We start from the raw sequence: 24,120 nt of genomic DNA, 5'->3' as shown, positions 1-24,120 counted from the left end.
ATTATGACGACACCGGATACAGGCTTCGAGAACCGCATCGTTCGCATGACATCGGCCTTTCCCGCCACCGATGTCTTCCTCAAATCCGCGGTCATCGCCGAAGGATTGAGCGAACTGACCGAGATGACGGTGGAGTTCCTGGCCAAGGACCGCAGCCTGAGCCTTGCCGATGTCGCGGGGACGCGCATCACGGTCTATGTCTCACTTGCCGAGGGCGGCGAGCGTCAGTTCACGGGCATCTGCACCTCGATCCGGTTCTTGGGGCTTTGCCAGGGCTTCGGCCATTTCGAGGCGAAGGTGCGCCCTTGGCTCTGGTTCCTGACCAAGCGCCGCGACAACCGGATCTTCCAGGCCATGACGGCGCTGGACGTGATCAAGCAGGTGTTTTCGGATTCTGGCTTCTCCGACTTCCGGGACGCGACGAGCGCCACCTATGCCGAACGTGACTACTGCGTGCAGTACCGCGAAAGCGACTTCGACTTCGTCTGCCGCCTCATGGAAGAGGAGGGGATGTTCTACTACTTCGAGCACGAAGGAGAGGTCGAAAAGCTGGTTCTGGCCGACAGCGCGGGCGCTTACAGCCCGATCCCCGGCGAGTCGGAGGTCGAGTTCAACTATCGTGAGAAGGGCTATCGGCGCCGCAAGGACCACATCTTCGAATGGGCCCCGGCCGAGGGGGTCGTCTCGGGCAAGGTCACGATGACCGACTACAATTTCACGACGCCGAGCGCCGATCTGACCAGCGTGACCTCCATTGAAAAGGGGGCGCACAGCCACAAGGCCTACGAGATCTACGAGTACCCCGGTCACCACGGGGTGGCCGAAGAAGGCCGCAACCGCACCCGCGTGGCGATGGAGGCCGAGGCGGCGGAGCATGTGAAATGGCAAGGCGTCGGCAACGTGCGCACGATGGCGGTCGGGTTGACCTTTACCCTGAAGGGGCACAAGCGCGAACAGGAAAACCAAGAATACCTGATCACCCGCGCCGTCCACCAGTTGAAGATCGAGACCGACTACGACGACGATGAAATGAACCAGCCGCTCATCCGGCGCAGCGCGATCCAGGTGAGTGAGGATCTGGTGGACACCTACCGCTGCGTCTTTGAGACCATTCCCAAGACGACGGACTTCCGCGCCCCGAAGAAGACCCCCTGGCCCCGGATTCCCGGCATGCATACCGCGCTTGTCGTCGGCCCCTCGGGCGAGGAGATCTACACCGACGAATATGGGCGCATCAAGGTTCAGTTCCACTGGGACCGCGTTGGCCAGAAGGACGAAAACACCACCTGCTGGGTGCGCTGCGTGATGCCCTGGACCGGCAGTAGCTGGGGCTTCATTGCCATCCCGCGGATCGGCCAGGAAGTCGCCATCATGTTCGAGGAGGGCGACCCCGACCGCCCGATCTGTACCGGCATGCTCTACAACGCAGAGACGATGCCGCCCTACGGGCTGCCCGACAACATGACCCAGACCGGGATCAAGACCCGCAGCACGAAGAGCGGAGGCGCGGACAACTACAACGAGCTTGTCTTCGAGGACAAGAAGGGGGAGGAGTTCATCCGCTTCCACGCCGAAAAGGACTTCCTTCAGACGGTCGAGAATGATGCGGTCGTGAACATCGGCGTGGACAAGATGGATCCCGGCGACCTCACCCAGACCATCTACCGCCACCGGACCGAGACGGTCAAAACCGGCGACAGCACCTTCACGGTCGAGGAAGGCAACGAGATCCGCACGATCGCGACCGACCAGACCGAGGATGTCGGGAACGACGTCACCCGGACCGTCGGCAACAACCGGACGGAGACGATCGGCAATGATCACACCGAGGACATCGGCAACAATCAGACCCTCACCATCGGCAGCGACAGTTCGGTGACGATCGGCAGCAACCTGACCGAGGACGTGGGCTCCAACATCACGATCGACGCAGGCCAGAAGATCACCGTGACGGCGGGGATGGAGATCCTGCTGAAGGTCGGTGGCAACTCGATCAAGATCGACAACAGCGGCATCACCATCAAGGGGATCATGATCAAGGCCGAGGGCAGCGCGATGCTTGAGGCGAAGTCGCCGCTGACGACGGTCAAGGGTGACGGGATACTGACGCTCAAGGGCGGGCTGACACTGATCAACTGAGGGCATCATGAGCGAACGTTTTGCAGATCTGAAGAAGATCCCGAAGGAACCGGCCGCGCGTATGCTGGCCATGGCCAATGCCAAGCTGAAGACCAAGCTGACGCTGCCCGCGAGCGCCCCGGTCCAGACGGTGCTGGAGGCGCTCGACGCCGAGGGCGCGACGGTGGACATGCTGCGGCTGCTCGCGGTTGCACTGCCCGCGCGCGAGCGGGTATGGTGGGCCTGCCTGGCGGCGCGCGACTACATCGGGGCGGCGCCGGAAAACAACACGCCCAGCCTTGCCGCGGCGGAGGCCTGGGTCTTCAAGCCCACGCCCGAGAACTGCGAGCGCGTGCGCCAGACCATGGACACCGCCGAGGTGGACGACGACACGGTTTACCTCGCCAATGCCATCGTCTTCGCCGACGGAACGCTCGGTCCGGGGGAGTTGTCCCATCACCAGGGGCCTGTCGGCGCGGCCGAGGTCTCGGCCTTCGCGATGAACGTCGTGGCAATGGGCAAGCACTCTGATAGGTTCGAGGCATACAGCCAGATGCTGATCGACCGCGCCGTGAACATCGCGCGCGGGGGCAACGGGCGGGTCGAGGGCAACCAGAAGGATGCAAAGGAGGGCTAGATGGGGTTTCCACAAGCACGTCTGACCGACCTGCACGCCTGCATGGCGCCGTCGATCCCGCCGCCGCCGGTGCTGCCGGTGCCGCTGCCAATCGTGGCCCCCGGCGCGCCGACGGTTCTGGTCGGCTGCCTTCCGGCGGCCCGGCTGACCGACAACACCGCCGCGGTGCCGCCGCACCCGATCATCAAGGGCTCCGCCACGGTGCTTATCTGCAGCCTTCCTGCCGCGCGCGTACTTGACAATTGCGCCTGCGGCGGGCCGATAACGCTCGGATGTTTCACGGTATTGACGGGCGGTTAAGATAGAAGAATGGCAGTTACGCTCAGATTCCAGTCCACAGGCATGATGCCGGGCCAGGCACGGCCGGTGGTGATGAACGGTACCAACCTCACCATCGGGCGCGGGCCCGAGAACGACCTGGTGTTGCCGGACCCGGACCGGATGATCTCCAAGCGCCATTGCGTGATCGAGGATCACAACGGCAATGTCGTCGTGGTCGATCTGTCGACCAACGGGACTTTCCTGAACTACGGCAAGGTGCCCCTGGGCAGCGTGCCGACGCCGCTCAACGACGGCGATATCCTTAGTCTTGGCGGATATGAGCTTCTGGTCAGCTTCGGGCAGGCGCCGCGCGATCCCATGGCCCATATCCCCGATCCCCTGTCCGACGGGCCGGTGTCGCACGGGCAGGCCGGGCGCGCACCCGACCCGCTGGCGCTGCTTGAGGATACGCATGGAAGCGGCAAGGGCGATTTTCTGGACGACCTCCTTGGGTCATCGCAGCCCACCGGCCCCAAGGGCCTGAAGCGGGAGGAGCCGGAAGACCCGTTGTTGCCGCCGCTTGGCGAAAACGATCTTCTCGCGCCGTTGGAGGAGCCCGACAAGGGCGGCCCCGCGCAGCGCTACCACAACCCCTCGATCGAGGACAGCTTCACGCCGTCGCAGCGCGCCTCGATCATTCCCGACGACTGGGACGAGGATTTCCTGGCACCCGGTGCATCGCCCAAGGCCAGTCCGCCGCCCGCTCCGAAGGCCCCCGCCCCGAAACCCCCGGCACCACCCCCGGCGGCGACCCCGCCCGCGCAGGCGATCCCGGATTTCGACGACGATTTCCTGAACCCGGACACGTCCGAACCGGCGCCGCAACCCGCGGCCCGGGCAGAGCCTCAGCCTCCCAAGGCCGCGGCACCGGAGCCGACCCCGGCGCCGCCGGCCGAGGCGACGGTCACGCCCCCGAAGGCTGCGGTGCCCGCAGTGAACCCGCCGGCGCCAGCCGCCCCGGCCGCCGCCCAACCTGCCGGCTCGCCCGCCGATGCCGCCGCCGCGCGCGCCTTCCTTGAGGCGCTGGGCGCGGCCGAGCTGAACCTCAGGGACGAGGACCTGGCCGCGACGCTGGGCCGGATGGGCTCGGTCCTGAAGCTGATGATCGAGGGGATCCGGGAGATCCTGATGACCCGGACCTCGATCAAGGGCGAGTTCCGGATCAACCAGACCATGATCAGCGCGGGCGGAAACAACCCGCTGAAGTTCTCGATCAGCCCGGAACAGGCGATCGAGGCGATGGTCAAGCCGACCGCGCGCGGCTATCTGGACGCCTCCGCCGCGACCGAACAGGCGCTCAACGACATCAAGGCCCATGAGGTCGCGATGGTCACGGGGATGGAGGCGGCGCTGAAGGGCGTGCTCAAGCGCCTCGATCCCAAGGCGCTGGAGGAAAAGATCCAGGGCGGCGGCGGCATCGGCGACTTCTTGAAGGGCAAGAAGGCCCGCTATTGGGAAGTCTACGAAAAGATGTATGCGGAGATCTCCGATCAGGCGGAGAACGATTTCCACGACCTCTTCGCGCGCGAGTTCTCGCGCGCCTATCAGGAACAACTGGACCGGCTGAAATAGGCCGGTCCGGGGTAAAGTCATAAGGCCGCCGAAGGCGGGTGAATAAAGCGGGGAGAAGCGCGTTTGTCCTGGGAAAGCAAGGTTCTGTGGACCGAAGGCCTGTTCCTTCAGCCGCATCATTTCCAGCAGTCGGATCGCTATGCGGAGGCGCTGGTCTCGGGCGTGGCGCGGCGGGTCATGCCCTATTTCTGGGGATGTTCGACGCTTGAGATCGACGAGGAACTGCTCAAGATCGGCAAGTTCGCGATCCGTGCCTGCTCCGGGATCACCCCCGATGGCGCCGTCTTCCGCGTGCCGCAGGTCGAGGACCACCCGGTATCGCTCGAAGTGCCGGAGACGGTGAAGGACTGCGTCGTCTACCTGACCGTGCCGCAGCGCCGGGCAGGTGCGGTCGAGGTGGATCTGTCGGGCGCAGAGCAATCGGCCAGCCGCTACAAGCCCGCCGAGATGGAGATCATGGATTCCATGGGCCGCGACCGCAAGGCCTCCAGCATCGGGGTCGCGAAGCTGCGGCTGTCCTTCGCGCTGGCGGTCGATGACCTTGCCGACCGGCTCGTCATGCCGATCGCCCGCATCATCGAGGTGAAGTCGGACCGCGAGATCGTGCTGGACCGGGGCTTCATCGCCTCGGCCATCGATCTGCGCGCGGCGCCGCCGCTTTTCGATTTCGTGCGCGAGATCGAGGGGCTGCTGGCGCACCGGATGGTCGCGCTTGCCGGCCGCCTGGCCGAGGGCGGGGCGAAGGGCGTGGCGGATGTGTCGGACTTCCTGCTACTGATGGTGGTGAACCGGACGCTGCCGGTCTTCCGCCACATGCTGTCGATCGAGAACGTGCATCCCGAACGCGCCTATCGTGAATGCGTGGCGCTTGCGGGGGAGCTTGCGACCTTCATGGCGGGCGAAAAGCACCCGCCGGAATTCCCGCCCTACCGGCATGGCGAGCTGACATCGACCTTCAACCCGGTGATCCGGGTGCTGCGTCAGTATCTGTCCTCGGTCATCGAGCAGACGGCCATCGCGATCGCGCTCGACCCGCGCAAGTACGGCATCAGCGTCGGGATCATCGCGGATCGCAAGCTGATCAACCGAGCGGGCTTCGTTCTGGCCGTCAAGGCCGATGTTCCCGCCGAGACGATCCGGCGGCACTTCTCCGGCCACGCGAAGATCGGCCCGGTGGAGGAAATCCGTCAACTGGTGAACTCCGCCTTGCCGGGGATCACGCTGCGCCCGTTGCCGGTGGCGCCGCGCCAGATCCCCTATCACGCGGGCGTGGTCTATTTCGAACTGGACAGCGAAAGCGCATACTGGGGCAAGATGACCACCTCGGGCGGGATCGCGGTGCATGTGTCGGGCGATTACCCGGGGCTCTCCATGGAGCTCTGGGCGATCCGTCAGGGCTGACGGAGGGAGGGACGGAAGATGTCGAACAAGGACCCCTTTGCCGAACCGGACGACAACGAACGCACGGTGATCCGTCCCAATCCCGGTGGCCGGCGCCCGGCCGGCGGCGCGGCGCCCGCGCAGCCCGGTTATCCGCCCCAGCCCGGTTACGGACCGCAGGGCGCCTATCCCCAGCAGCCGCCGCAGAACGCGCCCGCGCCAGGGCAGGATGCAATGACCGATCCCATGGGCTACGGCGTGCCGCAGCAGCCCCAGCGCCCCGCCGAGCCCGGTCCCCGGCAGGATGCCGATGGCGCGGCGGCGCTGGCCCTGTCGATGACGGGCATGAACACGCTGAACGCCTGCGCGGCCACGCTTTTTTCGCTGATCGGGCGCATCCGCAACCGTGCCCAGCACATGGATGCCGACAAGCTGCGCCAAAGCGTGATCGCCGAGGTGCGCGCCTTTGAGAACCGCGCGCTTCAGGCGGGGGTCGAGGCGCAGACGGTCAAGGTCGCGCGCTACGCGCTTTGTGCCACGATCGACGATGTGGTGCTGAACACGCCCTGGGGCGGGCAGTCATCCTGGGCGGTGCAGTCGATGGTCGCGACCTTCCACCGCGAAACGGTGGGTGGCGATCGCTTCTATGACCTTCTGGCGCGGCTTGAACAGGCGCCGGGGGCGAATATCGACATGCTCGAATTCCTCTACATGTGCCTGTCGCTGGGCTTCGAGGGGCGCTTGCGTGTCGAACAGGGCGGCAGCGACAAGCACCTCCAAGTCCGCAACGGCCTGGCCCGGATCATCCGGGGCCAGCGCGGCCCGGTGGAGCGGGACCTGTCGCCCAACTGGGAAGGCCTCGACATTCCGCACAAGCCGCTTTCGGCCTGGAAGGCGGTCTGGATCGCGGCCGGGGTCGCGACCGTGATCATGTCCCTGGGCTACGCGGGTCTGTCCTATGCGCTGGGCGTGCGCTCCGAACGGCTGATCGGCCAACTGTCGGCGCTCGAAACATCGGCGGTGCCGGAACTTCTGCGCCGCGCGCCGCCGCCCCCGCCGCCGCCTCCGCAGCCCGAAAGCGAATCCGTCAAAGTGGCGGAGTTCCTCAAGCCCGAGATCGAAGAGGGGCTGGTGAACGTGTTCGAAAAGGGCAACATCATCATCATCCGGATCGCGGGTGCGGGCATGTTCGGGTCCGGCTCTGATCAAGTGAAGGATGAGTTCCTGGTCAAGCTGGAACGGGTCGCGACGGCGTTGAACGATTCCAAGGGGCCGGTCATTGTGGTCGGCCATTCCGACAACGTGCCGATCAAATCCTCGCGCTTCCCGTCCAACATGCACCTGTCGCTGGCGCGGGCCGAAAGCGTGATGAAGGTGATGGCGAACAAGCTTCAGGACACCTCCCGGTTAAGCGCCGAGGGGCGGGCCGACAAGGAACCCATCGAGAGCAACAATACCAAAGAGGGGCGGGCCAAGAACCGCCGCATCGAGGTCCTTCTGGTGAAGGCTGACGGCTGATGATCTTTCGCAAAATACGACACCTCCTGGGTACGCTGAACTTCGTCATCCTGATCCTGGCGATCATCTTCGGCGGCCTGATCTGGTACTTCGGTCCGCTCTTCCACTGGGGCGACTGGCGCCCGCTCGACAGCGTGATGTCCCGCGCGATCACGATCGCGGCGATGTTCGTCATCGCCTTCCTGATCATGACGCTGCGCTGGTTCCTGCGCCGCCGCCGCAACCGGAAGATGGAGGAGGACCTGACCTCGGTCGAGGCAGAGCCCGACATGACCGCGCAGGAACTGGCCGAACTGCGCGACAAGATGAAGACCGCGCTTGGCGCGCTGCGTAAGTCGAAGCTCGGGCGCAGGCACCTTTACGAACTTCCCTGGTACGTCATGATCGGCCCGCCGGGCGCGGGCAAGACCACGGCCATCGTCAATTCCGGCCTCCAGTTTCCCCTCGCCGAGGCGATGGGCAAAAGCGCCATCGGCGGGGTGGGCGGCACGCGCAACTGCGACTGGTGGTTCACCGACAACGCCGTGATGATCGACACCGCAGGCCGCTACACGACGCAGGAAAGCGACGCGGAAACCGACAGCGGCACCTGGCTGGGGTTCCTGAGCCTTCTGAAGAAGTACCGCAAGCGCCAGCCGATCAACGGGGCGATGATCGCGATCTCGCTTTCCGATCTGTCGATGCAGGACGAGACGACGCAGAAGGAACACGCCAACGCCGTGCGCCGCCGCCTGCATGAGCTGCGTGAGAAGCTGGGCGTGCGCTTCCCAGTGTATGTGCTTTTCACCAAGGCCGACCTGATCGCGGGCTTTTCCGAGTTCTACGACACGCTCGGCAAGGAGGACCGCGAACAGGTCTGGGGCTTCACCTTCCCGCTTGAGAAGTCGAAGGGCGAGGTCTCGCCCATCGCGAATTTCGACCAGGAGTTCTCGCTTCTGCTGCAACGGTTGAACGGGCAGTCGCTTGAAAAACTTCAGTCAGAGACCGATCACCAGCGCCGCAGCCTGATCGCGGCGTTCCCGGGGCAGGTGGCCTCGGTCCGGCAGGTGGCGCGCGATTTCCTGGCGCAGGTCTTCCAGGACAACCGGTTCGAGCAGCGCCATATGCTGCGCGGGGTCTATTTCACCTCCGGCACGCAGGAAGGCACGCCGATCGACCGGCTGATGATGAACATGGCGCGCACCTTCGGGATCGGGCGCCAGGCCATCGGCTCGGGCAGGGGAACGGGGCGGTCCTTCTTCCTGACCCGGCTTTTCGAGAATGTGATCTTCCGCGAGGCGGGGCTGGTTTCTGCCGACGACAAGGTGGAACGGCGCTACCGCTGGACCAAACGCATCGCGATCACCGCGATGACGCTTCTGGCCATCGGGGGCTTCGGGCTTTGGGCGCGCAGCTTCATGGGCAACCGCGACATGATCGCGAACGCCGCGACGCAGGCTGACACCTTCCAGCAGATGGCCGAGGCGATTCCGGGAAGCCCCATCGGCGACACCGACCTGCCCGCGATCGTGCCCGCGCTGAACATCCTGCGCGACATGCCGGGCAACCCCGCGCTTGGCGATCCGGAGCCGGACGGCGCCCTGACCTGGGGCCTTTACCAGGGCCAGGTCATCGGCACGCAGGCCCAGCAGACCTATCGCGCCGCGCTCAACACCCATTTTCTCCCCCGCCTTCTTCTGCGTCTTGAGGAGCAGATGCAGGCCAACATGAACAACCACGACTTCCTCTATGAGGCGCTGAAGATCTACCTGATGCTTGGTCTGCAAGGGCCGATGAACCAGGACATGATCGCCGAATGGATGAAGATCGACTGGTCGCTGGCCTATCCCGGGCCTTCGCGCGAGGAGATGCGCGCGGACCTGTCGCAACATCTGGAGGCGATGCTGACCCAGCCCATGCAGGAGATCCTGCTGAACGGCCCGCTGGTCGAACAGGTGCAGGGCATCCTGTCGGAAATGTCGCTGGCGCAGCGCATCTACAACGGCATCGTCAACAGCCCCGCCGCGGCGGCACTGCCCGCATGGCGGCTGTCCGAGGTGGGCGGGCCCGCAATCTCGCGTGTGATGCTGCGCAACTCGGGAAAGGCGCTGACCGACGGGGTCGAAGGGATCTTTACCTACAACGGTTTCAACAACGTCTTCCTGGGCGAGGCGCTGGGCGTTGCCAAGCGCATCCAGAGCGAAAGCTGGGTGCTGGGGCCGCGCGGTGCCTCTGAACAGAGCGAGGCAGCACTGCTGGCGATCAGCCGCGACGTGCTCGACCTTTATTACAACGACTACATCGCGCGCTATGACGGGATCCTCTCGGATCTCGACATCGTGCCGATGGAATCGCTCAGCCACGCGGTCGAGGTCACGAACGTGCTGTCCGGCCCGACCTCGCCCATCACCAACGTGCTGATGGCCATCGCCGCGGAAACGAACCTGACGCAGAGGCGCGGGCTTGTCGAAACCAGCGGCGTCACCGAGGGGCTGAGCCAGGTCGGCCAGTTGGAGTTGCATTCGAACCTCGACGTGCAAAGCCAGATTTTCCTGAATGCGCTGACAAGCAGCACGGTCCTTCAGGGCGAACAGACCGTCGCGCCTAAGCAACCGGGCGAATACGTCACCGACCGCTTTTCCTGGCTGCACGACCTGGTGGCGCGGGGCGAGGGCCAGCCCTCGCAACTGGACCTGCTGATGCAGACGCTGACGCTGGTCTATCAGGAGTTGAACAAGATGTCGTTCTCGGGCGGGGTCGCCCAGCCGACGGGCGAGGTCAGCGCCCTTCAGCAGTTCCAGCAGGAGGCCGGCCGCCTGCCGGGCCCGATGCAGCGCTGGGCCACGCAGATCTCCTCCGGCTCGTCGGGGATCACCGCGGGGGGGACGCGCGCCTCGATCAACGCGCGCTGGCAGGCGACGGTGCTGCCCTTCTGCGAACAGGCGCTGGATAACCGCTATCCGTTCACGCGCGGGTCGCGGGCCGATATCGCCATCGCGGATTTCGCCAAGCTCTTCGCGCCAAGCGGCATGATCGACAGCTTCTTCAACGAAAACCTGTTCCAGTATGTCGATACCCGCGCGCGGCCCTGGAGCTGGAAGAAGGTGAACGACGTGGACCTGGGCATTTCGGCCTCGGTGCTCCAGCAGTTCCAGTATGCGGCCGAGATCCGCGACGCCTTCTTCGCGGGCGGGCCGACCCCGGCGGTCAGCTTCCAGGTGACGCCGGAGGCGCTGGACCCCAAGGCCAAGAAGGTGACACTGAACATCGACGGGACGGAGATCGTCTTCAACCACCGCGAACCCGCGCCGGTCGCCGTCACCTGGCCCGGCGGCGTCGGTGTCGCGAAGCTGGAGCTGGAACCCTCGGCCAAGAACGCCGAGAACAGCTTCATGAAGGACGGCCCCTGGGCGTGGTTCCGGATGCTTGACGCCGCGGACGTGCGGGCCACCAACGTCGCCGACCGAAACCGCGTGATCTTCAACGTCGGCGGGCGGATCGCGATCTTCCAGCTTCAGGCGGGGTCGGTCTTCAACCCCTTCGCGCTGCCGGCCATCTCCAAGTTCGCCTGTCCGAAGTCGTTCTGATGGCGGGTGGGTTCGGCGCCTTCGGAAAGATGCCCGCGCTTGGCGACTTCTTCCGGCTGGAGGTCGCGCCCGGCTTCGTCAATGTCTGGGATGGCTGGCTTCAGCGCGCCATCCTTGCCGCGCGCGACCGCCTGGGGGAGGGCTGGCACGACTGCTATATGTCCGCGCCGATCTGGCGGTTCACGCTGGCGCCGGGGTTGGCTGGGCCAAACCCGGCCCTGGGTGTCCTGATGCCTTCGGTCGATCGGGTGGGACGGCAGTTTCCGCTGACCCTTGTCGCGACGCCGCAGGGCGAACTGAACCCGGTCTCCGCCCATTTCGACGCCGCCCCCGTCTTCGAGGCGCTGGAGGATCTGGCGCTCTCTGCGCTCGACGATCTGCCGCGCGATGCGCTGGCCGAACGGCTGGGCCAGATCGCTTGGCAACCGGGTGTGGACCCGGCCAGCGTGACCTTGGCGCCGGGCCGCGCCGTGGTGACCTCTGGCGGGGCAGGTGGGCCGCTACCTGCGCTCGCGGCGGGATGCCTTGCGCGCGACTTCCGCGCGCCCAGCGTCTGGAGCGCCGAGGCCGAGAGTGGCCCGCGATTGATGATCCTCGAGGGGTTGCCGGACGAGGCGGCATCGGTCGGGCTCTTCGACCTCACCGCCGCGATCTGGCAAAGAAGGGAGGCCGCATGAGCTCGGGCTTTCACGTCCGTTTCAGCGCGACGACGCATGTGGGACGCGTCCGCAAGCTGAACGAGGATTCGATCCTGGCGATGCCGGAACAGGATGTCTGGGTGGTCTCGGACGGGATGGGGGGACATGAGGGCGGGGAGTTCGCCAGCCAGTGCGTCGTCGATGCGGTCGCCATGTTGCCCCCGGGGCTTGAGCCACGGGAGAAGATGCAGGAATTGCGCGCGGCGATCACCCGCGCGCATGGCGTCATCCGGCAGGAGGCCGACAGGCGCGGCGTGACCACGATCGGGGCGACGGTCGTTTCGCTGATGCTGGCCAATGGTCATTTCCTGTGCTTCTGGGCGGGCGACAGCCGCCTGTACCGGTTACGCGACGGTGAGATCGAGGTTCTGACCACCGACCATTCGCTGGTGGCGGAGTTCGTGCTGTCCGGGCAGATGACTTGGGACGAGGCCGACGCCCACCCGCAGTCCAACGCGATCACGCGGGCGGTCGGCGTGGGGGACGAGCTCGAACTCGACAAGATCCGGGGCGAGGTCAATCCGGGCGACCGGTTCCTGCTGTGTTCAGACGGGCTCAACAAATACGCCACGACCGGGATGATCCGCCGCATCCTCGCGCGCGACCCGATCGAGACGGTGGCCGATGCGCTTCTTCAGGTCGCGCTTGACGGGGGCGGCGCCGACAACATCTCCATCATCGTGGTCGATGCGATCTAGGCCGGTGGCCCAGCCTTAGGGCTGGGCCGTCGTCAGGATACGGCTGTCGATCGAGGCCACAGAAGCCGTGCCGCCCGATTGCAGGTCCGCGAGCGCCTGCGCGTAGTTCGCGGCCGGTTCGGAGATGTCGCGCATCGTCTTGAACAGCGGCGCCTTGGCGTAAAGCACCATTACCTTGCTCTTGCCGAGTGAGCTTGCATCCACCGTGAAGGCGAGCTTTGCTGTCCCTTGCGCCTCGGTCAGGCCATAGGCCACGCGCACCGGCACCTCGCCCGACTGGCCCGCGCGCAGCGCCGCGACGGCGTTGCCGGTGCGGGTCTGGTTCGGGAGCAGGTGGAAGACGTTCCCCGACACGTCAAGGACCGAGACATAGAGGAACCCGTCGGTGATCCCGGCAGGGATCTTTACGTCGATCACGGGGTTTTCGCCGACGAAATAGCGGCCGGAGGGGTTGGGATCGGCGCTGTCGCCGAAGCCGAACTTGATCCCGAACCCGCCGCTGGGGGCGGAGGGCAGGCGGGTTTCGATCAGGCAAAGTGCGGGGTTCAGGATTTCCGCGTCGATCACGACATCCCGGTCGCCCGCGGCCTCGCGCAGCGCGTCGTAAAGGCGGATGCGCGACCCGTTGTCCGCCAGCCGGCCCGAGACGACGACCTTGTCCGCCTCGCCGTAACCTTCAGCCGGGGCGGCCTCTTGCGTCAGCGGGCCGCAGTCGGCGATCTGGTCCATGATCGTCTGAACATTCGCCGTGGGCAGGCGCAGCACCTCGCGCGTGATGTCCACGCTTCCGCTCATCCCGCCGGGCAGGGTGGTGTTGAGCAGCGCGGTAACACTTTCCTCCTTGCCCGGGTCGGCGGTCTGGCCGGAGACGGAAAAGGTCATGTCGCTGACCGAGAGCTGCCAGTCGTCCAGCACCGCCACCGTGGAGAGCAGCAGGCCGACATCCGCGCCCCAGCCGGGCTCGATGTCCCCGCGCGCGAGCGACAGTTCGGCGGTCCCGCTTTGTCGGGCGATCTCCTGGGCCAGCGCGCGCTGCACCTCTTGCGAGGGCGCGAAGCCCGTGGCTTCGGGCACGCCGCCTTTGGGCTTCGAGGCGGTGAAGGTAAAGGGGTCGGCCATCGGCAGCGACGGACCCAGCAAGCCGGAGAAATAGGCGCCCGCCCCGCCCCCGCCGGCGAGAAGCAGCAGAAGCGCCATGATCAGCGGAAGCTTGCTCTTGCCCTGGGCGGGCGTCGCGGAGGGCTTGGCCAGAGGCGTCTTACCGGCGGCCTTCGGCGCCTCCGCCTTCGGGCGGGCGACGATGACCGTCTTGTCCTCAAGCGGCGCGGCCGCGCCCGCCCCGCCCGAGCGGATTGCCGCCACGACTTCGGCCGCGCTCTGGAAGCGCTGGTCGGGGTCCGGGTGGGACATCTTCGCGATGAGCGATTTCAAGGGCTCCGGCACGCCCTCGGTGTCCAGCGGCTCACCCTTCTTTTGCAAAACCTCCATCGGGTTGGAGCCAGCATTGGGCGGCCGTCCGCGGAAAGTGGCCAGCAAGAGCGCGCCCAGCGAATACAGATCCGACCGCGCATCGGTCCGGCCGCTGAGCTGTTCGGGGGCGGCATAGGCGTATTTTCCGGCAAACTCATTACCGACGATCGTCGCCGCGCCCGGATTGGTATCCTTGGCGATCCCGAAGTCGATGATCACCGCTTCGGCCGGGTTGCCGTTGCGCAGGATAATGTTGTCCGGCGACAGATCGCGGTGGACGATGTTCTTGGAATGCGCGGCCTCCAGCCCCTCGGCGACGCGGGCACCGATGACCAGCAGGTCCTCGGCCGACATGCCGCCTTCGCGCAGCTTGCGGTCAAGGCCCGGGCCGTCCACATAGTCCATCACCAGATAGACGGTGCCCTCGGGCGTCCGCTGGTTGTCGGAATAGCGCACGACCGCGTCATGGCGGATGTCGCGCATCTCCTCTTCCCGCGTCATCAGCAGCAGGAAGTCCTCGTTTCCGGAAAACTCGGACCGCAGCGCCTTGAGGGCCACGACCCGGCCCGAGATCTCGCTGCGTGCGCGATAGACCTCGGAGGTGCCGCCGCGCCCCAATAGCGCTTCGATCCGATAGGTGTTGTTCAGCAGATCCCCGGGCCGGAAGGCGTCGCCTGGGCGTGACTCGTTCATCGGCGGTTATCCGTCTTCGCGTTCCGGGGGATGATCAGCCAAGCGCCTGGAATTCGACCCGGCGGTTCACGTCCGCCGCTGGCTGTGCCGGATCAAGCGGGGTGGTTTCGCCCGCGCCAACGGCCATCACCCGGTCCGCCGGCAGGCCGCAGTCGCTGACGAGGTAGTCCACGACCGCTTGGGCGCGCGCCTCGGACAGGGTCTGGTTGTAGGCGGCGCTGCCCGAGGAATCGGTGTGGCCGATGACCTGGAAGCGGCTCACATCGACCGACTTCATGACCGTGCACATGGTGGCCAGCTTCGGTTCCTGGTCGGCGCGCAACGCGGAGGAGTTGTAGTCGAAAGAGATGCTGAGGTTGATCTGTTCCTCGGCCGCGACCGGCTGGTAGGCCGGTTCGGCGACTGCGGCGGCGGCGGTATCCGTCACCGTCGTGGCCGCCGTCGAGGGGGCCAGCACCAGGCCGCGGGTCTTCTGCTTGGCAAAAAGCTCCGCGATTTCCTCGGCGGTCATTTCGCCGTCGGTTGACTGGGCCAGAAGCGGGGCGCCTGCCAGGGATACGGCCAGCGCAACGCCGGCGCCAAAGAGCGCGTTTCTAAACATTTGATCGTACTTTCCCTGTTATTCGGCAACTATCGCTTTGAAGGTTATACCAGCGCCCGTCAGGCGACAATGAATTTGCGTCCTTTCTATGACGCACTGGCGCCTTTGTTGACTTGTCGGACGGCGTGCAACAGAATCAACCGGCCGCCGTTTTGGCGGGCACGAGAGAGAGTTTGTCATGCGGTTCTTGCCGGCCATCCTGATCGCGGTCGCGATCATGCTTGCCCCTGTGATCTGGTACGTCACGCCGATGGTGTTCGGAACCGAGGACGACTTCGGCGGTCCTGCCGTCGACAGCGGCGCGCGGATCGAGATCGAGATGCTGCGCGAGCAGGTCGAGGCGCTGCGCAGTTCGGTCGAACGCCTTCAGGGAGAGGTCGCGCGCATCGGGTCCGGGCCCATGGTCAATGTCGCCCCCGATCAGCAGGGATTTGTCGATAATTTCGGCCCGAACGGGATCATCGACAGCTACGCTCAGGTTGTTCTGGTCGCCGGGCGGAGGGAGTTGAACACCACGCTTCACGTCCCCACGACGGATTTCCTGATCGAGATGTTCGGCCAGCCGCGCGAAAGCTACAACGATCAGTGCCAGGAAATGACCAATCCGACCCTTGCCGGGATGCTGGTGACCGAGCAGGTCGGGCCGGTCCGCGTCAAGATGCTCAAGCCTGCCGTGGACAGCCTGCGCGAGGTGTTCGAGCGTATCCGCGCGACGGATCAGGATTTGTACGACCGGATCAACACCGCCGGATCGCTCTGCGTGCGCTTCGTGCGCGGGTCCGAGACCTCGCTGTCCTCACATGCCTTCGGGCTGTCGATCGACCTCAACATCGACGGGCGGCTGGACACGCTCGGCGACGGGCAGACCCAGCTTGGCCTCACGATCCTTGCGGATTTCTTCCGCGATGCGGGCTGGATCTGGGGCGCCGGTTTCGGCCGCGAGGACAGCATGCATTTCGAGGTCAGCCGCGAGAAGCTGGAAGAGTGGCGCGCCGAAGGCCGGATCTGAGCGCGCCCGTGGCCCCTTGCGGGGCACCTGATCCGCGGGGCAGTCTGGCGCTGCCCGCGTCACGGGCGAGTCAGTTTCTACCGAAAGGGCAGCCATGATCCCCGTGTTCGACGGCCATAACGATTTCCTGTTGCGTCTCATGCGCGACCCCGCCAACCGGGACAAGATCTGGAACCCGGGGACCGGCCAGGGCCACATGGACCTGCCGCGCATGCGGGCGGGTGGGTTCGCCGGCGGTTTTTTCGCGATCTACATCCCGTCGCCCGCGGCCCATGACGACGCGGAGTATGAGGCGATCATGGACGCGCCGCCCTATGACCTGCCGCTGCCCGAGCTGATTGGCGCCGACGCGGCACAGCCCGTCGCGATGGCGATGGCGGGCCACCTGCTGTGGCTTGAGCGCACCGGAGAGCTTTCGATCTGCCGCTCGGTCGCCGACATCCGCGATGCCATGGCCGCCGGGCGCATCGCCGCGATCATGCATATGGAGGGTGCCGAGGCGATCGGCGAGGACCTTGATGCGCTGCATGTCTGGCACGCCGCGGGCCTCAGGTCTCTGGGTCCGGTCTGGTCGCGCCCCACGGTCTTCGGCCATGGCGTTCCTTTCCGCTTCCCCGGCGATCCCGACACCGGCGATGGCCTGACCGAGGCCGGCAAGCGTCTGGTGCGGGAATGCAACCAGCTGAAGATCATGATCGACCTCAGCCACCTGAACGAGAAGGGTTTCGACGATATCGCCGCGATCTCGGACGCGCCGCTGGTGGCGACGCATTCCAACGCCCACGCGGTCACGCGGTCCACACGGAACCTGACCGACCGGCAACTGCGCGTGATCCGGGATTCGGACGGGATGGTCGGCCTGAACTACGCGACCATCTTCCTGCGCGAGGACGGGCGCAAGTCGACCTTCGCCGGGTGGGACCCCGTTCTGCGCCATCTTGATCACCTGCTGGGCATCCTGGGTGAGGATCGCCTGGGTCTTGGCTCTGATTTCGACGGCGCCACCATGCCAGCCGGGATCGGCGACGTGCGGGGGCAGCAGGCCTTGCTGGAAGCCCTGGCTGCGCATGGCTTCGGCGAGGCGCTGGTGCGCAAGATCGCGCATGAGAACTGGCTGGCGCTGCTTCAGCGCACCTGGGGCGGGTAGGGCGAGGGCGGGTAGGGCGGGCGCGGCGGCCCTACTTCAGCGTTTCCCGGTCGGCGATGGGCGTGCCGTCGGCGATCCGGTCGCTGGGATGGGTGATCACCTTTGCGCCCGCGTCCAGACCGCCCAGAACCTCGGCCACCCCGTCGTTCATGTGGCCGATGCGGACCGGGGTCAGGGCCGCGTGACCGCCGCGGGCGGCAAAGACTGCCCAGCCGCCATCATCGCGGAAGATTGCCCCCACCGGCAGCAATAGCGCAGCATCGGTCTGCCATTCGACGATGCGGGCGAAGACGGCAAACCCGTCGCCCAGCCCGGCCCGCCCCTCCGGCGGGGTGACCAAGTCTAGGATCACGTTCACGCGCTGCTCCTCGATGCCAAGCGCGCTGACCTTGGTGAAGCCGGCGGGCTCGACCTCTCGCACCGTCGCCTCCAGGGTGCCGGCCCCGCCCCAGCGCAGGATCTCGGCGCGCGCGCCGGGCCGGACGCGCACCGCGTCCGAGGACAGAAGATCGACCACGATCTCCAGGTCCTGGGGTTGGCCGACCGACAGCAGCACCGCGCCCGCCGTGACCGGGCGTTCGCTGACATTGGTCAGCGACAGCACCACGCCATCGGTGGGGGCCGTGATCTCGACGCAGCAGGTGCCGGCCGCGCCGTCGCTTTCGGGACCGATCAGCGCCGCGCGGGCGCGTTCAAGCGTCCCGATCGAAAGCTGGTGCTGGGCGCGGGCGGCGGCCAGGGCGGCCTCCTGCACCTTCAGAAGTTGGGCGGCGTCCTCAAGCTGGGTCAGAGAGAACACCCCACGGTTCGAGAGCGCCTCCGCCCGGTCGTATTGCGATTTGACATAGGCAACATCAGCCTCGGCCTTGGCGATCTGCGTGAGCGCGAGGCTGACGGCCGCCTCGGCCTCCTTCACGGCGGCCTCGGCCTGATTGCGGCTGCGCAGGTCCAGCAGGCCCGGATCGACGGGTTCCACCCGCGCGACGATCGTCTGGCGGGCGCTGACGGCGTCGCCGACCTCGACCGGAGAGCGGAGCGCCTTGCCGGAGACGGGGGCCGCGACCTCGTAGATATTGCGGATGCGGGTGACGCCATCGCCGTTGATCGTGACCTCCATCGGGCCGGAGGCGACCGTGGCCAGATCGACGGGCACGGCCTCAGGCCGCAGCGCTACCCACAGAAGCCCCGCGACCGCGCCCGTGGCGGCAAGTCCCATCGCGATCGAACGCAGCTTGGTCGGCATCGCTTACTCCCTTGTTTTCATGACCGCGACCAGGTCGAGGCGGTCGATCCGGCGCCGCACGATCAGCGCCGCGACGGCGGAGGCGGCCAGCACCACGAGGCTGGCCTTGGCATAGGTGGCAGAGGTCATCACGAAGGGCAGCGTGTAAAGGTCCGATGAAAAGGACTTTACCTGCGCATAGGCGAAAGCCCAGCCCATCGCCCAGCCGACAGGTTGCGCCAGGAAGCTCAACAGCATCAGCTCACCCATCAGGATGTAGGAAACCTCGGCCCGGGTGAAGCCGATGATGCGCAGGCTGGCGAGTTCGCGCGCCCGCTCGGACAACTGGATGCGCGCCCCGTTGTAGGTGACGCCCACGGTGATGAGGACCGCGATCACGATATAGACGACCGTCGTGTTGAGGATGTTGCGCGCGATGGTCTCGCTGAAGGCCGTGCGCGTCTGGAACAGCAGCACCGTTCCGGCGAGCCCAGGCGTGTCCTTCGCGGCGGCGTAAAGCGCCCGCGCCTTGTCCCGATCCATCGCGACGTTGACGACGCTCGCCTGTGGCGGCTGTCGCAGGAGCCGCGCCATCGCCGCGCGGTCCATGTAGGCCCCCAGTCCGAAATAGACCGTGGCAGTCGCGCTGACGGGCAGCGTCAGGGTTTCGCGCCGTCCGGTCAGTAACTGCATCTCGATCCGGTCGCCCGGAACCACGTCCAGACGCTCGGCCAGCCGGTCCGACAGGACGATGCCGTCGCCGGCGGGTGTGACGGGGCGGCCCGCCGCGTCCGTCACCCGGCTCAGCGTCGCATCGGGGTCGCGCGCCTCGACCGCGATGCGGCGCGACAGGTGCCCGTGGCGCAGAACGGCGGGCAGATACTGCATGGGCTCCGCCGCCAGCACGCCGGGCAGGTGGCGGGCGTCCTCGACCACGCTGTCGGCGCGGTCGCCCGTCAGGATGAGCATCGCGTCCTGGCGGTTCTGGCGGAAGAAGCTGGTGTCGATAATCTCGTCCAGCGAGTCGGGGAAGAAAGAGGCCGACATCAGGATCGCGACCGACGCGGCGATGGCGAGGATCGAAAACGCCGCGCGCCCGGGCCAGCGGCCGATCCCCCTGAGCACCATCATCGAGGGCTGCGAGAACCGGGCCCAGGTGGCCATGCGATCAACCGCCCCGCGCTTGAAGCTGGGCGGGGCGGGGGGCACCATGGCGACCGCGGGCGGCATGCGCACCGCGCGCATCACGCCCTGGATGGCGCCCAGCCCGGCGGTCGCCACGCCCGCCGCGGCCGAGATCGCATAGCTTCCCGCACGGGGCTGGAAGACCAGGTAGGGAAACTCGAAGAACTCGGTGTAAAGCTTTGCCATCCCTTGCGCGAGCCAGCTTCCCACGCTCCAGCCGATGGCGATGCCGATCAGCGACACAAGCGTCGCGAGCTTGAGGAAATGTCCTGCCACCGCGGCGTCGGAATAGCCGAGCGCCTTCATGAGGCCGATCACGCCCCGTTCCAGCGTCACGATCCGCGCAAGCACCATGTTCACAAGAAAGGCGGAGATCAGGAAGAAGATCGGCGGCAGAATCCGCGCCAGCGCCCTGAGCTGGGTCAGTTCCCCCTCGATGAAGACATGGGAGGCCTGTTCGGCTCGGCCATAGGCACCGGCGCCGCCGTAGGGCGCGAGCAGCTGGTCAAGCGCGGGGATCACTTCCTCCGCCCGGCCGTCCCGCGTGAGGGCGAGCGACACGTCGTTGAAGGCGCCTTGCAGGTCGAAGGCCGCGGCCAGCGCCCGGCGCGGCATCCACAGGATGCCGAAGCGGCGGTTGTCGGGCAGCATCGCGCCGGGGCCCAGCACATAGATATACTCCGGCGACAGCGCGGTGCCGGTGATCGTCAGCGTCCGCTTGCGTCCGTTAAGGTTGGCCGAAAAACGGTCGCCGGGGACAAAGCCGTTCGCCTCGGCGAAGGCGCGGGTGACCATGACCTCGTCCACCGCGTCGGGGGCGGGTGGTCGGCCGGTCAGTACCAGCGGGAGGTTGAGCGCGGGGACGTCCACATCGGGCAGCGAGACCACGCGCCCCGCGGCGGGTTCCTCAAGCCCGGGCAGATCAAGGACGACCTGGCCCACAATCCGCGTCTCGGCCACGCGCACCCCCGGTAGCGCCCGGATCTCGGACAGGAGCATGTCGGGCGCGCGCTTGGCGCCCGAAAACACCTCCGCGAAGCGGTTGCGTTCGTAATAGGCCTCCAGCGTGTCTTCGAGCGAGCGTTGCACACCGATCGCCAGCACCAGGATCATCACGCCGCAGGCCAGGACCAGGGCGATGGCCAGAACCTGGGCCCACATCCGTCTGAGATCGCGCAGAAGCTTGCGGTCGAGCACATGCATCGCCGTCACCAGGTGATCTCGGCTGGCCGCGCGCGGGTCGCGTTTTCGCGTACCTCGTTGATCCGGCCGTCGGCGAAGAACACGACGCGATGCGCCATGGCCTGGATGCCGGCGTTATGGGTGATGACGACGGTCGTGGTGCCGAGGTCGCGGTTGATGCGCTCAAGCGCCTCCAGCACCTGGATGCCGGTCTTGCTGTCAAGCGCGCCGGTCGGCTCGTCGCACAACAGAACCTCCGGCCGCTTGGCGATGGCGCGGGCGATCGCCACGCGCTGCTGCTCGCCCCCCGAAAGCTGGGCCGGGAAGTGGTCAAGCCGATGGTCGAGCCCGACCATCGCCAAGGCCTCCGCCGCGGGCATGGGCGCGCGCGCGATCTCGGTCACGAGCTCCACGTTCTCGCGTGCGGTCAATGAGGCCACGAGGTTGTAGAACTGGAACACGAAGCCCACATGGTCGCGCCGGTAGGCCGTCAATTCCCGGTCCGTCATCGCGGTCAGCTCGTGATCGCGGAACCAGGCGCGGCCCTCGCTCGCGCGGTCGAGCCCGCCGAGGATGTTCAAAAGCGTGGACTTGCCACTGCCCGAGGGGCCAAGCAGGACCGTCAGTTCCCCGGCATGAAGCCGCATATCCACGCCGCGCAGCGCGTAGACGCTGACATCGCCGGTGCGATAAACCTTGGTCAGGCCCTCGCTTCGGAAGATCAGTTCACTCATCCCGCCTCGCTCTCGCTGCCCCAGAGATGCAGGAAGCCGCCTTGCCCCGCGTTGATCTGGCGCAATGCCCCGCGCAAAGTCGATGGGCGCACGGCATGGGCGCAGCCTATTCCAACCGGTAGCGTTTCATGCTTACTGACGCCAGCGATGTTTCGGAGAGCGGCGATGACAGCGACCCAGAACCTGTGGCGGATGACCTGCGGCGCGCCCCTGGACCTTGCCCCGCTTGCGGGGGAGGTCACGGCGGATGTCGTGGTGGTGGGCGGCGGTTTCACGGGGCTGTCGGCGGCGCTGCACCTGGCCGAGGCCGGGGCCCGCGTGGTTCTGCTTGAGGCGGAAACCATCGGCCATGGCGGATCGGGGCGCAATGTCGGGCTGGTGAACGCGGGTCTCTGGACCCCGCCGGATGAGGTCGAGGCGGCGCTGGGCGCCACCGAGGGTCAGTGCCTGAACGCCGCTTTGGCGGCGGGGCCGGATCTGGTCTTCGATCTGATCGCCCGCCACGGGATCGACTGCGAGGCGGTGCGCAACGGCACCCTGCACCTGGCCCATAGCGCCGCCGGGCTGCGTGACCTTCAGTCCCGCCGCGACCAGCAGATCCGCCGCCAGGCGCCGGTCAGGCTTCTGGACGCGGCCGAAACCGCTGCCCGCGTCGGGGCGGGCCGCTTCGCCGGGGCGCTTTGGGACGGGCGCGCGGGCACGATTCAGCCACTGGCATATGCGATGGGCCTGGCGCGGGCCGCGATCCTGGCGGGCGCATCGCTGCATGAACGGAGCCCCGCGCGGGCGATCGAGCCGGCGGGCGGGCAATGGATCGTCCGGACCGATGGGGGGACGGTCCGTGCGCGCCGGCTGATTCAGGCGACCAATGCCTACGCCAGTTCCGGCGCCAGTCCCGGTCCGCTTACACCGGTCCATTACTTCCAGCTTGCGACCGAACCCCTGAGCGCCGCGCAGCGCGCGCGGATCTTGCCTGGTGGGGAGGGCTGCTGGGACACGGCGACGGTCATGACCTCCTACCGGCTTGACCGGGCGGGGCGGCTCCTGCTCGGCTCTGTCGGCAACCTTGAGGATTTCGGCGCCGCCGTGCACCGCAATTGGGCGCGCCGCCGCATCGCGGCCGTCTTCCCCGCGCTTGCGGGCATCGGGATCGAGGCCGCCTGGTCGGGCCGCATCGCCATGACCGGCGATCACCTGCCCAAGGTCGCCGAGACCGCGCCGGGCGCCATTTCGATCTGGGGTTACTCTGGGCGCGGCATCTCTCCGGGGACGGTGTTCGGGCGGGCGGCCGCCCGTTGGGCGTTGGGGGAGGGCGAGGCCTTCCCGGTCACGATCCGACCGGCGCGGCCCGAAACGCTGCCCGGCCTGCGCGCGCTTTACTACGAAACCGGGGCGGTACTGACGCATATGCTGCCGGCCTGAGCCAGAGCTACGGCGCGACCTTCAGCGCCGTGCCCGCCGCCTCCAGCGCGGCGGCGATGGCGGACGGGGGCGCGCGGTCGGTCACCAGCATGTCTAGGTCCGCGAACCCGCAGACGTGGATCAGCCCGCGGCGGCCGAACTTGCTATGGTCGGTGACGGCCATGCGCCGTTCGGCACGGGTCAGCAGCAGGCGCCCGATCTCCGCCTCCTCCAGGTCGAAGTCCATGACGCCGTCCTGGTCCACCGCGCCGGCCGAGATGATCGCGTGGGTCACGGCAAATCGGCTGACGAAATCCAGCGCCGACTTGCCGAAGGCCGCGCCGGAATCGCTGCGCAACTCGCCCCCCGCCATGTAAACCCGGTTGCCGTTGACCGTCGCCAGCGTCCGCGCGATGTCGGAGGAGTTCGTGACCACCGTCAGCCGCCGCCGCCGTGTCAGTTCGCGCGCGACGTAGCTGGTCGTCGTTCCGGTATCGAGCATCACCGAGTCCCCATCGCGGATCATCTCCGTGACCGCCCGCGCGATTGCCTGCTTGGCGGCGGCGTTTTCGCGCATCCGCTTCTGGAACGGCGCCTCGCCGATCTGGCCGGCCAGGCCGACCGCGCCGTGAATGCGCACGACCCGGCCCGCCTCGCTTAAGGGCTTCACGTCGCGACGCACGGTTTCAAGCGAGACGCCCAGCCGTTCGGCCAGTGCCGCGATCGAGACCGAGCCTTCGGCCTCAAGGATCTGAAGAATGTCGGTGTGGCGTTTGGAGAGCATGGTGTGACCGTATTTTCCGCAGAGCATATGAAATCTCTCGCAACTGCACAATCATCGGTCAGCAAACGGGCGCAAAAATCACAAAAAACCACAATACGGGATTGACGGAATCGCCCTGCCGGTCCCTACTTGGCTCGAGGGACGCCGACGGGGAACTTGGCCGGACAGGGTCGTCCCAGGATGG

General features: G+C 66.8%; 18 protein-coding genes. 12 read left to right on the top strand and 6 right to left on the bottom strand.

The window, feature by feature from the left end; genetic code table 11:
* The first annotated feature begins 3 nt into the window (after positions 1-3).
* The 9 genes from OE647_RS07020 (at position 4) to OE647_RS06980 (ending at position 12,508) form a co-directional block, all read left to right on the top strand.
* On the top strand, positions 4-2,139 hold the full coding sequence (locus tag OE647_RS07020; RefSeq protein ID WP_263721009.1) for a type VI secretion system Vgr family protein: 2,136 nt from the start codon (positions 4-6) through the stop codon (positions 2,137-2,139).
* A 7-nt stretch (positions 2,140-2,146) separates the two neighbouring features.
* Entirely contained in the window at positions 2,147-2,755 is a 609-nt protein-coding gene (locus OE647_RS07015; protein ID WP_263721008.1) for a DUF6931 family protein, read from the top strand.
* On the top strand, positions 2,756-3,055 hold the full coding sequence (locus OE647_RS07010) for a PAAR domain-containing protein (RefSeq protein WP_263721007.1): 300 nt from the start codon (positions 2,756-2,758) through the stop codon (positions 3,053-3,055).
* 9 nt (positions 3,056-3,064) lie between these two features.
* Positions 3,065-4,648, top strand: coding sequence for a type VI secretion system-associated FHA domain protein TagH (tagH, locus tag OE647_RS07005; RefSeq protein WP_263721006.1), 1,584 nt, complete (start codon positions 3,065-3,067; stop codon positions 4,646-4,648).
* 63 nt (positions 4,649-4,711) lie between these two features.
* Positions 4,712-6,049: a type VI secretion system baseplate subunit TssK gene (gene tssK / locus OE647_RS07000; protein WP_263721005.1), complete on the top strand. Its 1,338-nt coding sequence runs from the start codon at positions 4,712-4,714 to the stop codon at positions 6,047-6,049.
* 18 nt (positions 6,050-6,067) lie between these two features.
* Positions 6,068-7,546 carry a type VI secretion system protein TssL, long form gene (tssL, locus tag OE647_RS06995; protein ID WP_263721004.1) on the top strand — a complete coding sequence of 493 codons (1,479 nt, stop codon included), beginning with the start codon at positions 6,068-6,070 and terminating at the stop codon, positions 7,544-7,546.
* The gene (gene tssM, locus OE647_RS06990; RefSeq protein ID WP_263721003.1) at positions 7,546-11,112 is read left to right on the top strand and encodes a type VI secretion system membrane subunit TssM; all 3,567 of its coding nucleotides are present in this window, start codon (positions 7,546-7,548) and stop codon (positions 11,110-11,112) included. The genes tssL and tssM overlap by 1 nt, the downstream gene beginning before the upstream one ends.
* A complete protein-coding gene (tagF, locus tag OE647_RS06985) occupies positions 11,112-11,789 on the top strand; it encodes a type VI secretion system-associated protein TagF (RefSeq protein WP_263721002.1) in 678 nt (225 codons plus the stop codon). The genes tssM and tagF overlap by 1 nt, the downstream gene beginning before the upstream one ends.
* Complete coding sequence (locus OE647_RS06980) at positions 11,786-12,508, top strand: PP2C family protein-serine/threonine phosphatase (protein ID WP_263721001.1); 723 nt, start codon at positions 11,786-11,788, stop codon at positions 12,506-12,508. Before tagF ends, OE647_RS06980 begins: the two co-directional genes overlap by 4 nt.
* A gap of 15 nt (positions 12,509-12,523) precedes the next feature.
* Here OE647_RS06980 and OE647_RS06975 read toward each other — a convergent pair whose 3' ends face one another.
* Positions 12,524-14,671 carry a serine/threonine protein kinase gene (locus tag OE647_RS06975; RefSeq protein WP_263721000.1) on the bottom strand — a complete coding sequence of 716 codons (2,148 nt, stop codon included), beginning with the start codon at positions 14,669-14,671 and terminating at the stop codon, positions 12,524-12,526.
* Between the two features lie 34 nt (positions 14,672-14,705).
* On the bottom strand, positions 14,706-15,272 hold the full coding sequence (locus tag OE647_RS06970) for an OmpA family protein (protein WP_263720999.1): 567 nt from the start codon (positions 15,270-15,272) through the stop codon (positions 14,706-14,708).
* 178 nt (positions 15,273-15,450) lie between these two features.
* Here OE647_RS06970 and OE647_RS06965 point away from each other — a divergent pair, with 178 nt between their 5' ends.
* Complete coding sequence (locus tag OE647_RS06965) at positions 15,451-16,281, top strand: M15 family metallopeptidase (RefSeq protein ID WP_263720998.1); 831 nt, start codon at positions 15,451-15,453, stop codon at positions 16,279-16,281.
* A gap of 94 nt (positions 16,282-16,375) precedes the next feature.
* Positions 16,376-17,428 carry a dipeptidase gene (locus OE647_RS06960; protein ID WP_263720997.1) on the top strand — a complete coding sequence of 351 codons (1,053 nt, stop codon included), beginning with the start codon at positions 16,376-16,378 and terminating at the stop codon, positions 17,426-17,428.
* Between the two features lie 31 nt (positions 17,429-17,459).
* On the opposite strand, the gene OE647_RS06955 is transcribed toward OE647_RS06960, so the two are convergent.
* From OE647_RS06955 to OE647_RS06945, 3 genes are read right to left on the bottom strand one after another with little or no spacing between them, the layout of a single operon-like run.
* On the bottom strand, positions 17,460-18,671 hold the full coding sequence (locus OE647_RS06955) for an efflux RND transporter periplasmic adaptor subunit (RefSeq protein WP_263720996.1): 1,212 nt from the start codon (positions 18,669-18,671) through the stop codon (positions 17,460-17,462).
* A 3-nt stretch (positions 18,672-18,674) separates the two neighbouring features.
* Positions 18,675-21,038, bottom strand: a complete 2,364-nt coding sequence (locus tag OE647_RS06950) for an ABC transporter permease (RefSeq protein ID WP_263721100.1) — start codon at positions 21,036-21,038, stop codon at positions 18,675-18,677.
* 5 nt (positions 21,039-21,043) lie between these two features.
* Positions 21,044-21,751: an ABC transporter ATP-binding protein gene (locus OE647_RS06945; RefSeq protein ID WP_263720995.1), complete on the bottom strand. Its 708-nt coding sequence runs from the start codon at positions 21,749-21,751 to the stop codon at positions 21,044-21,046.
* A 165-nt stretch (positions 21,752-21,916) separates the two neighbouring features.
* Here OE647_RS06945 and OE647_RS06940 point away from each other — a divergent pair, with 165 nt between their 5' ends.
* Positions 21,917-23,173, top strand: coding sequence for an NAD(P)/FAD-dependent oxidoreductase (locus tag OE647_RS06940; protein WP_263720994.1), 1,257 nt, complete (start codon positions 21,917-21,919; stop codon positions 23,171-23,173).
* Between the two features lie 7 nt (positions 23,174-23,180).
* Here OE647_RS06940 and OE647_RS06935 read toward each other — a convergent pair whose 3' ends face one another.
* Complete coding sequence (locus tag OE647_RS06935) at positions 23,181-23,963, bottom strand: DeoR/GlpR family DNA-binding transcription regulator (protein WP_263720993.1); 783 nt, start codon at positions 23,961-23,963, stop codon at positions 23,181-23,183.
* Positions 23,964-24,120: the final 157 nt, after the last annotated feature.

This window comes from Albidovulum sediminicola (genome assembly GCF_025751575.1).
Lineage (GTDB): Bacteria > Pseudomonadota > Alphaproteobacteria > Rhodobacterales > Rhodobacteraceae > Albidovulum > Albidovulum sediminicola.
This window is presented reverse-complemented; position numbering and strand designations above follow the sequence as displayed.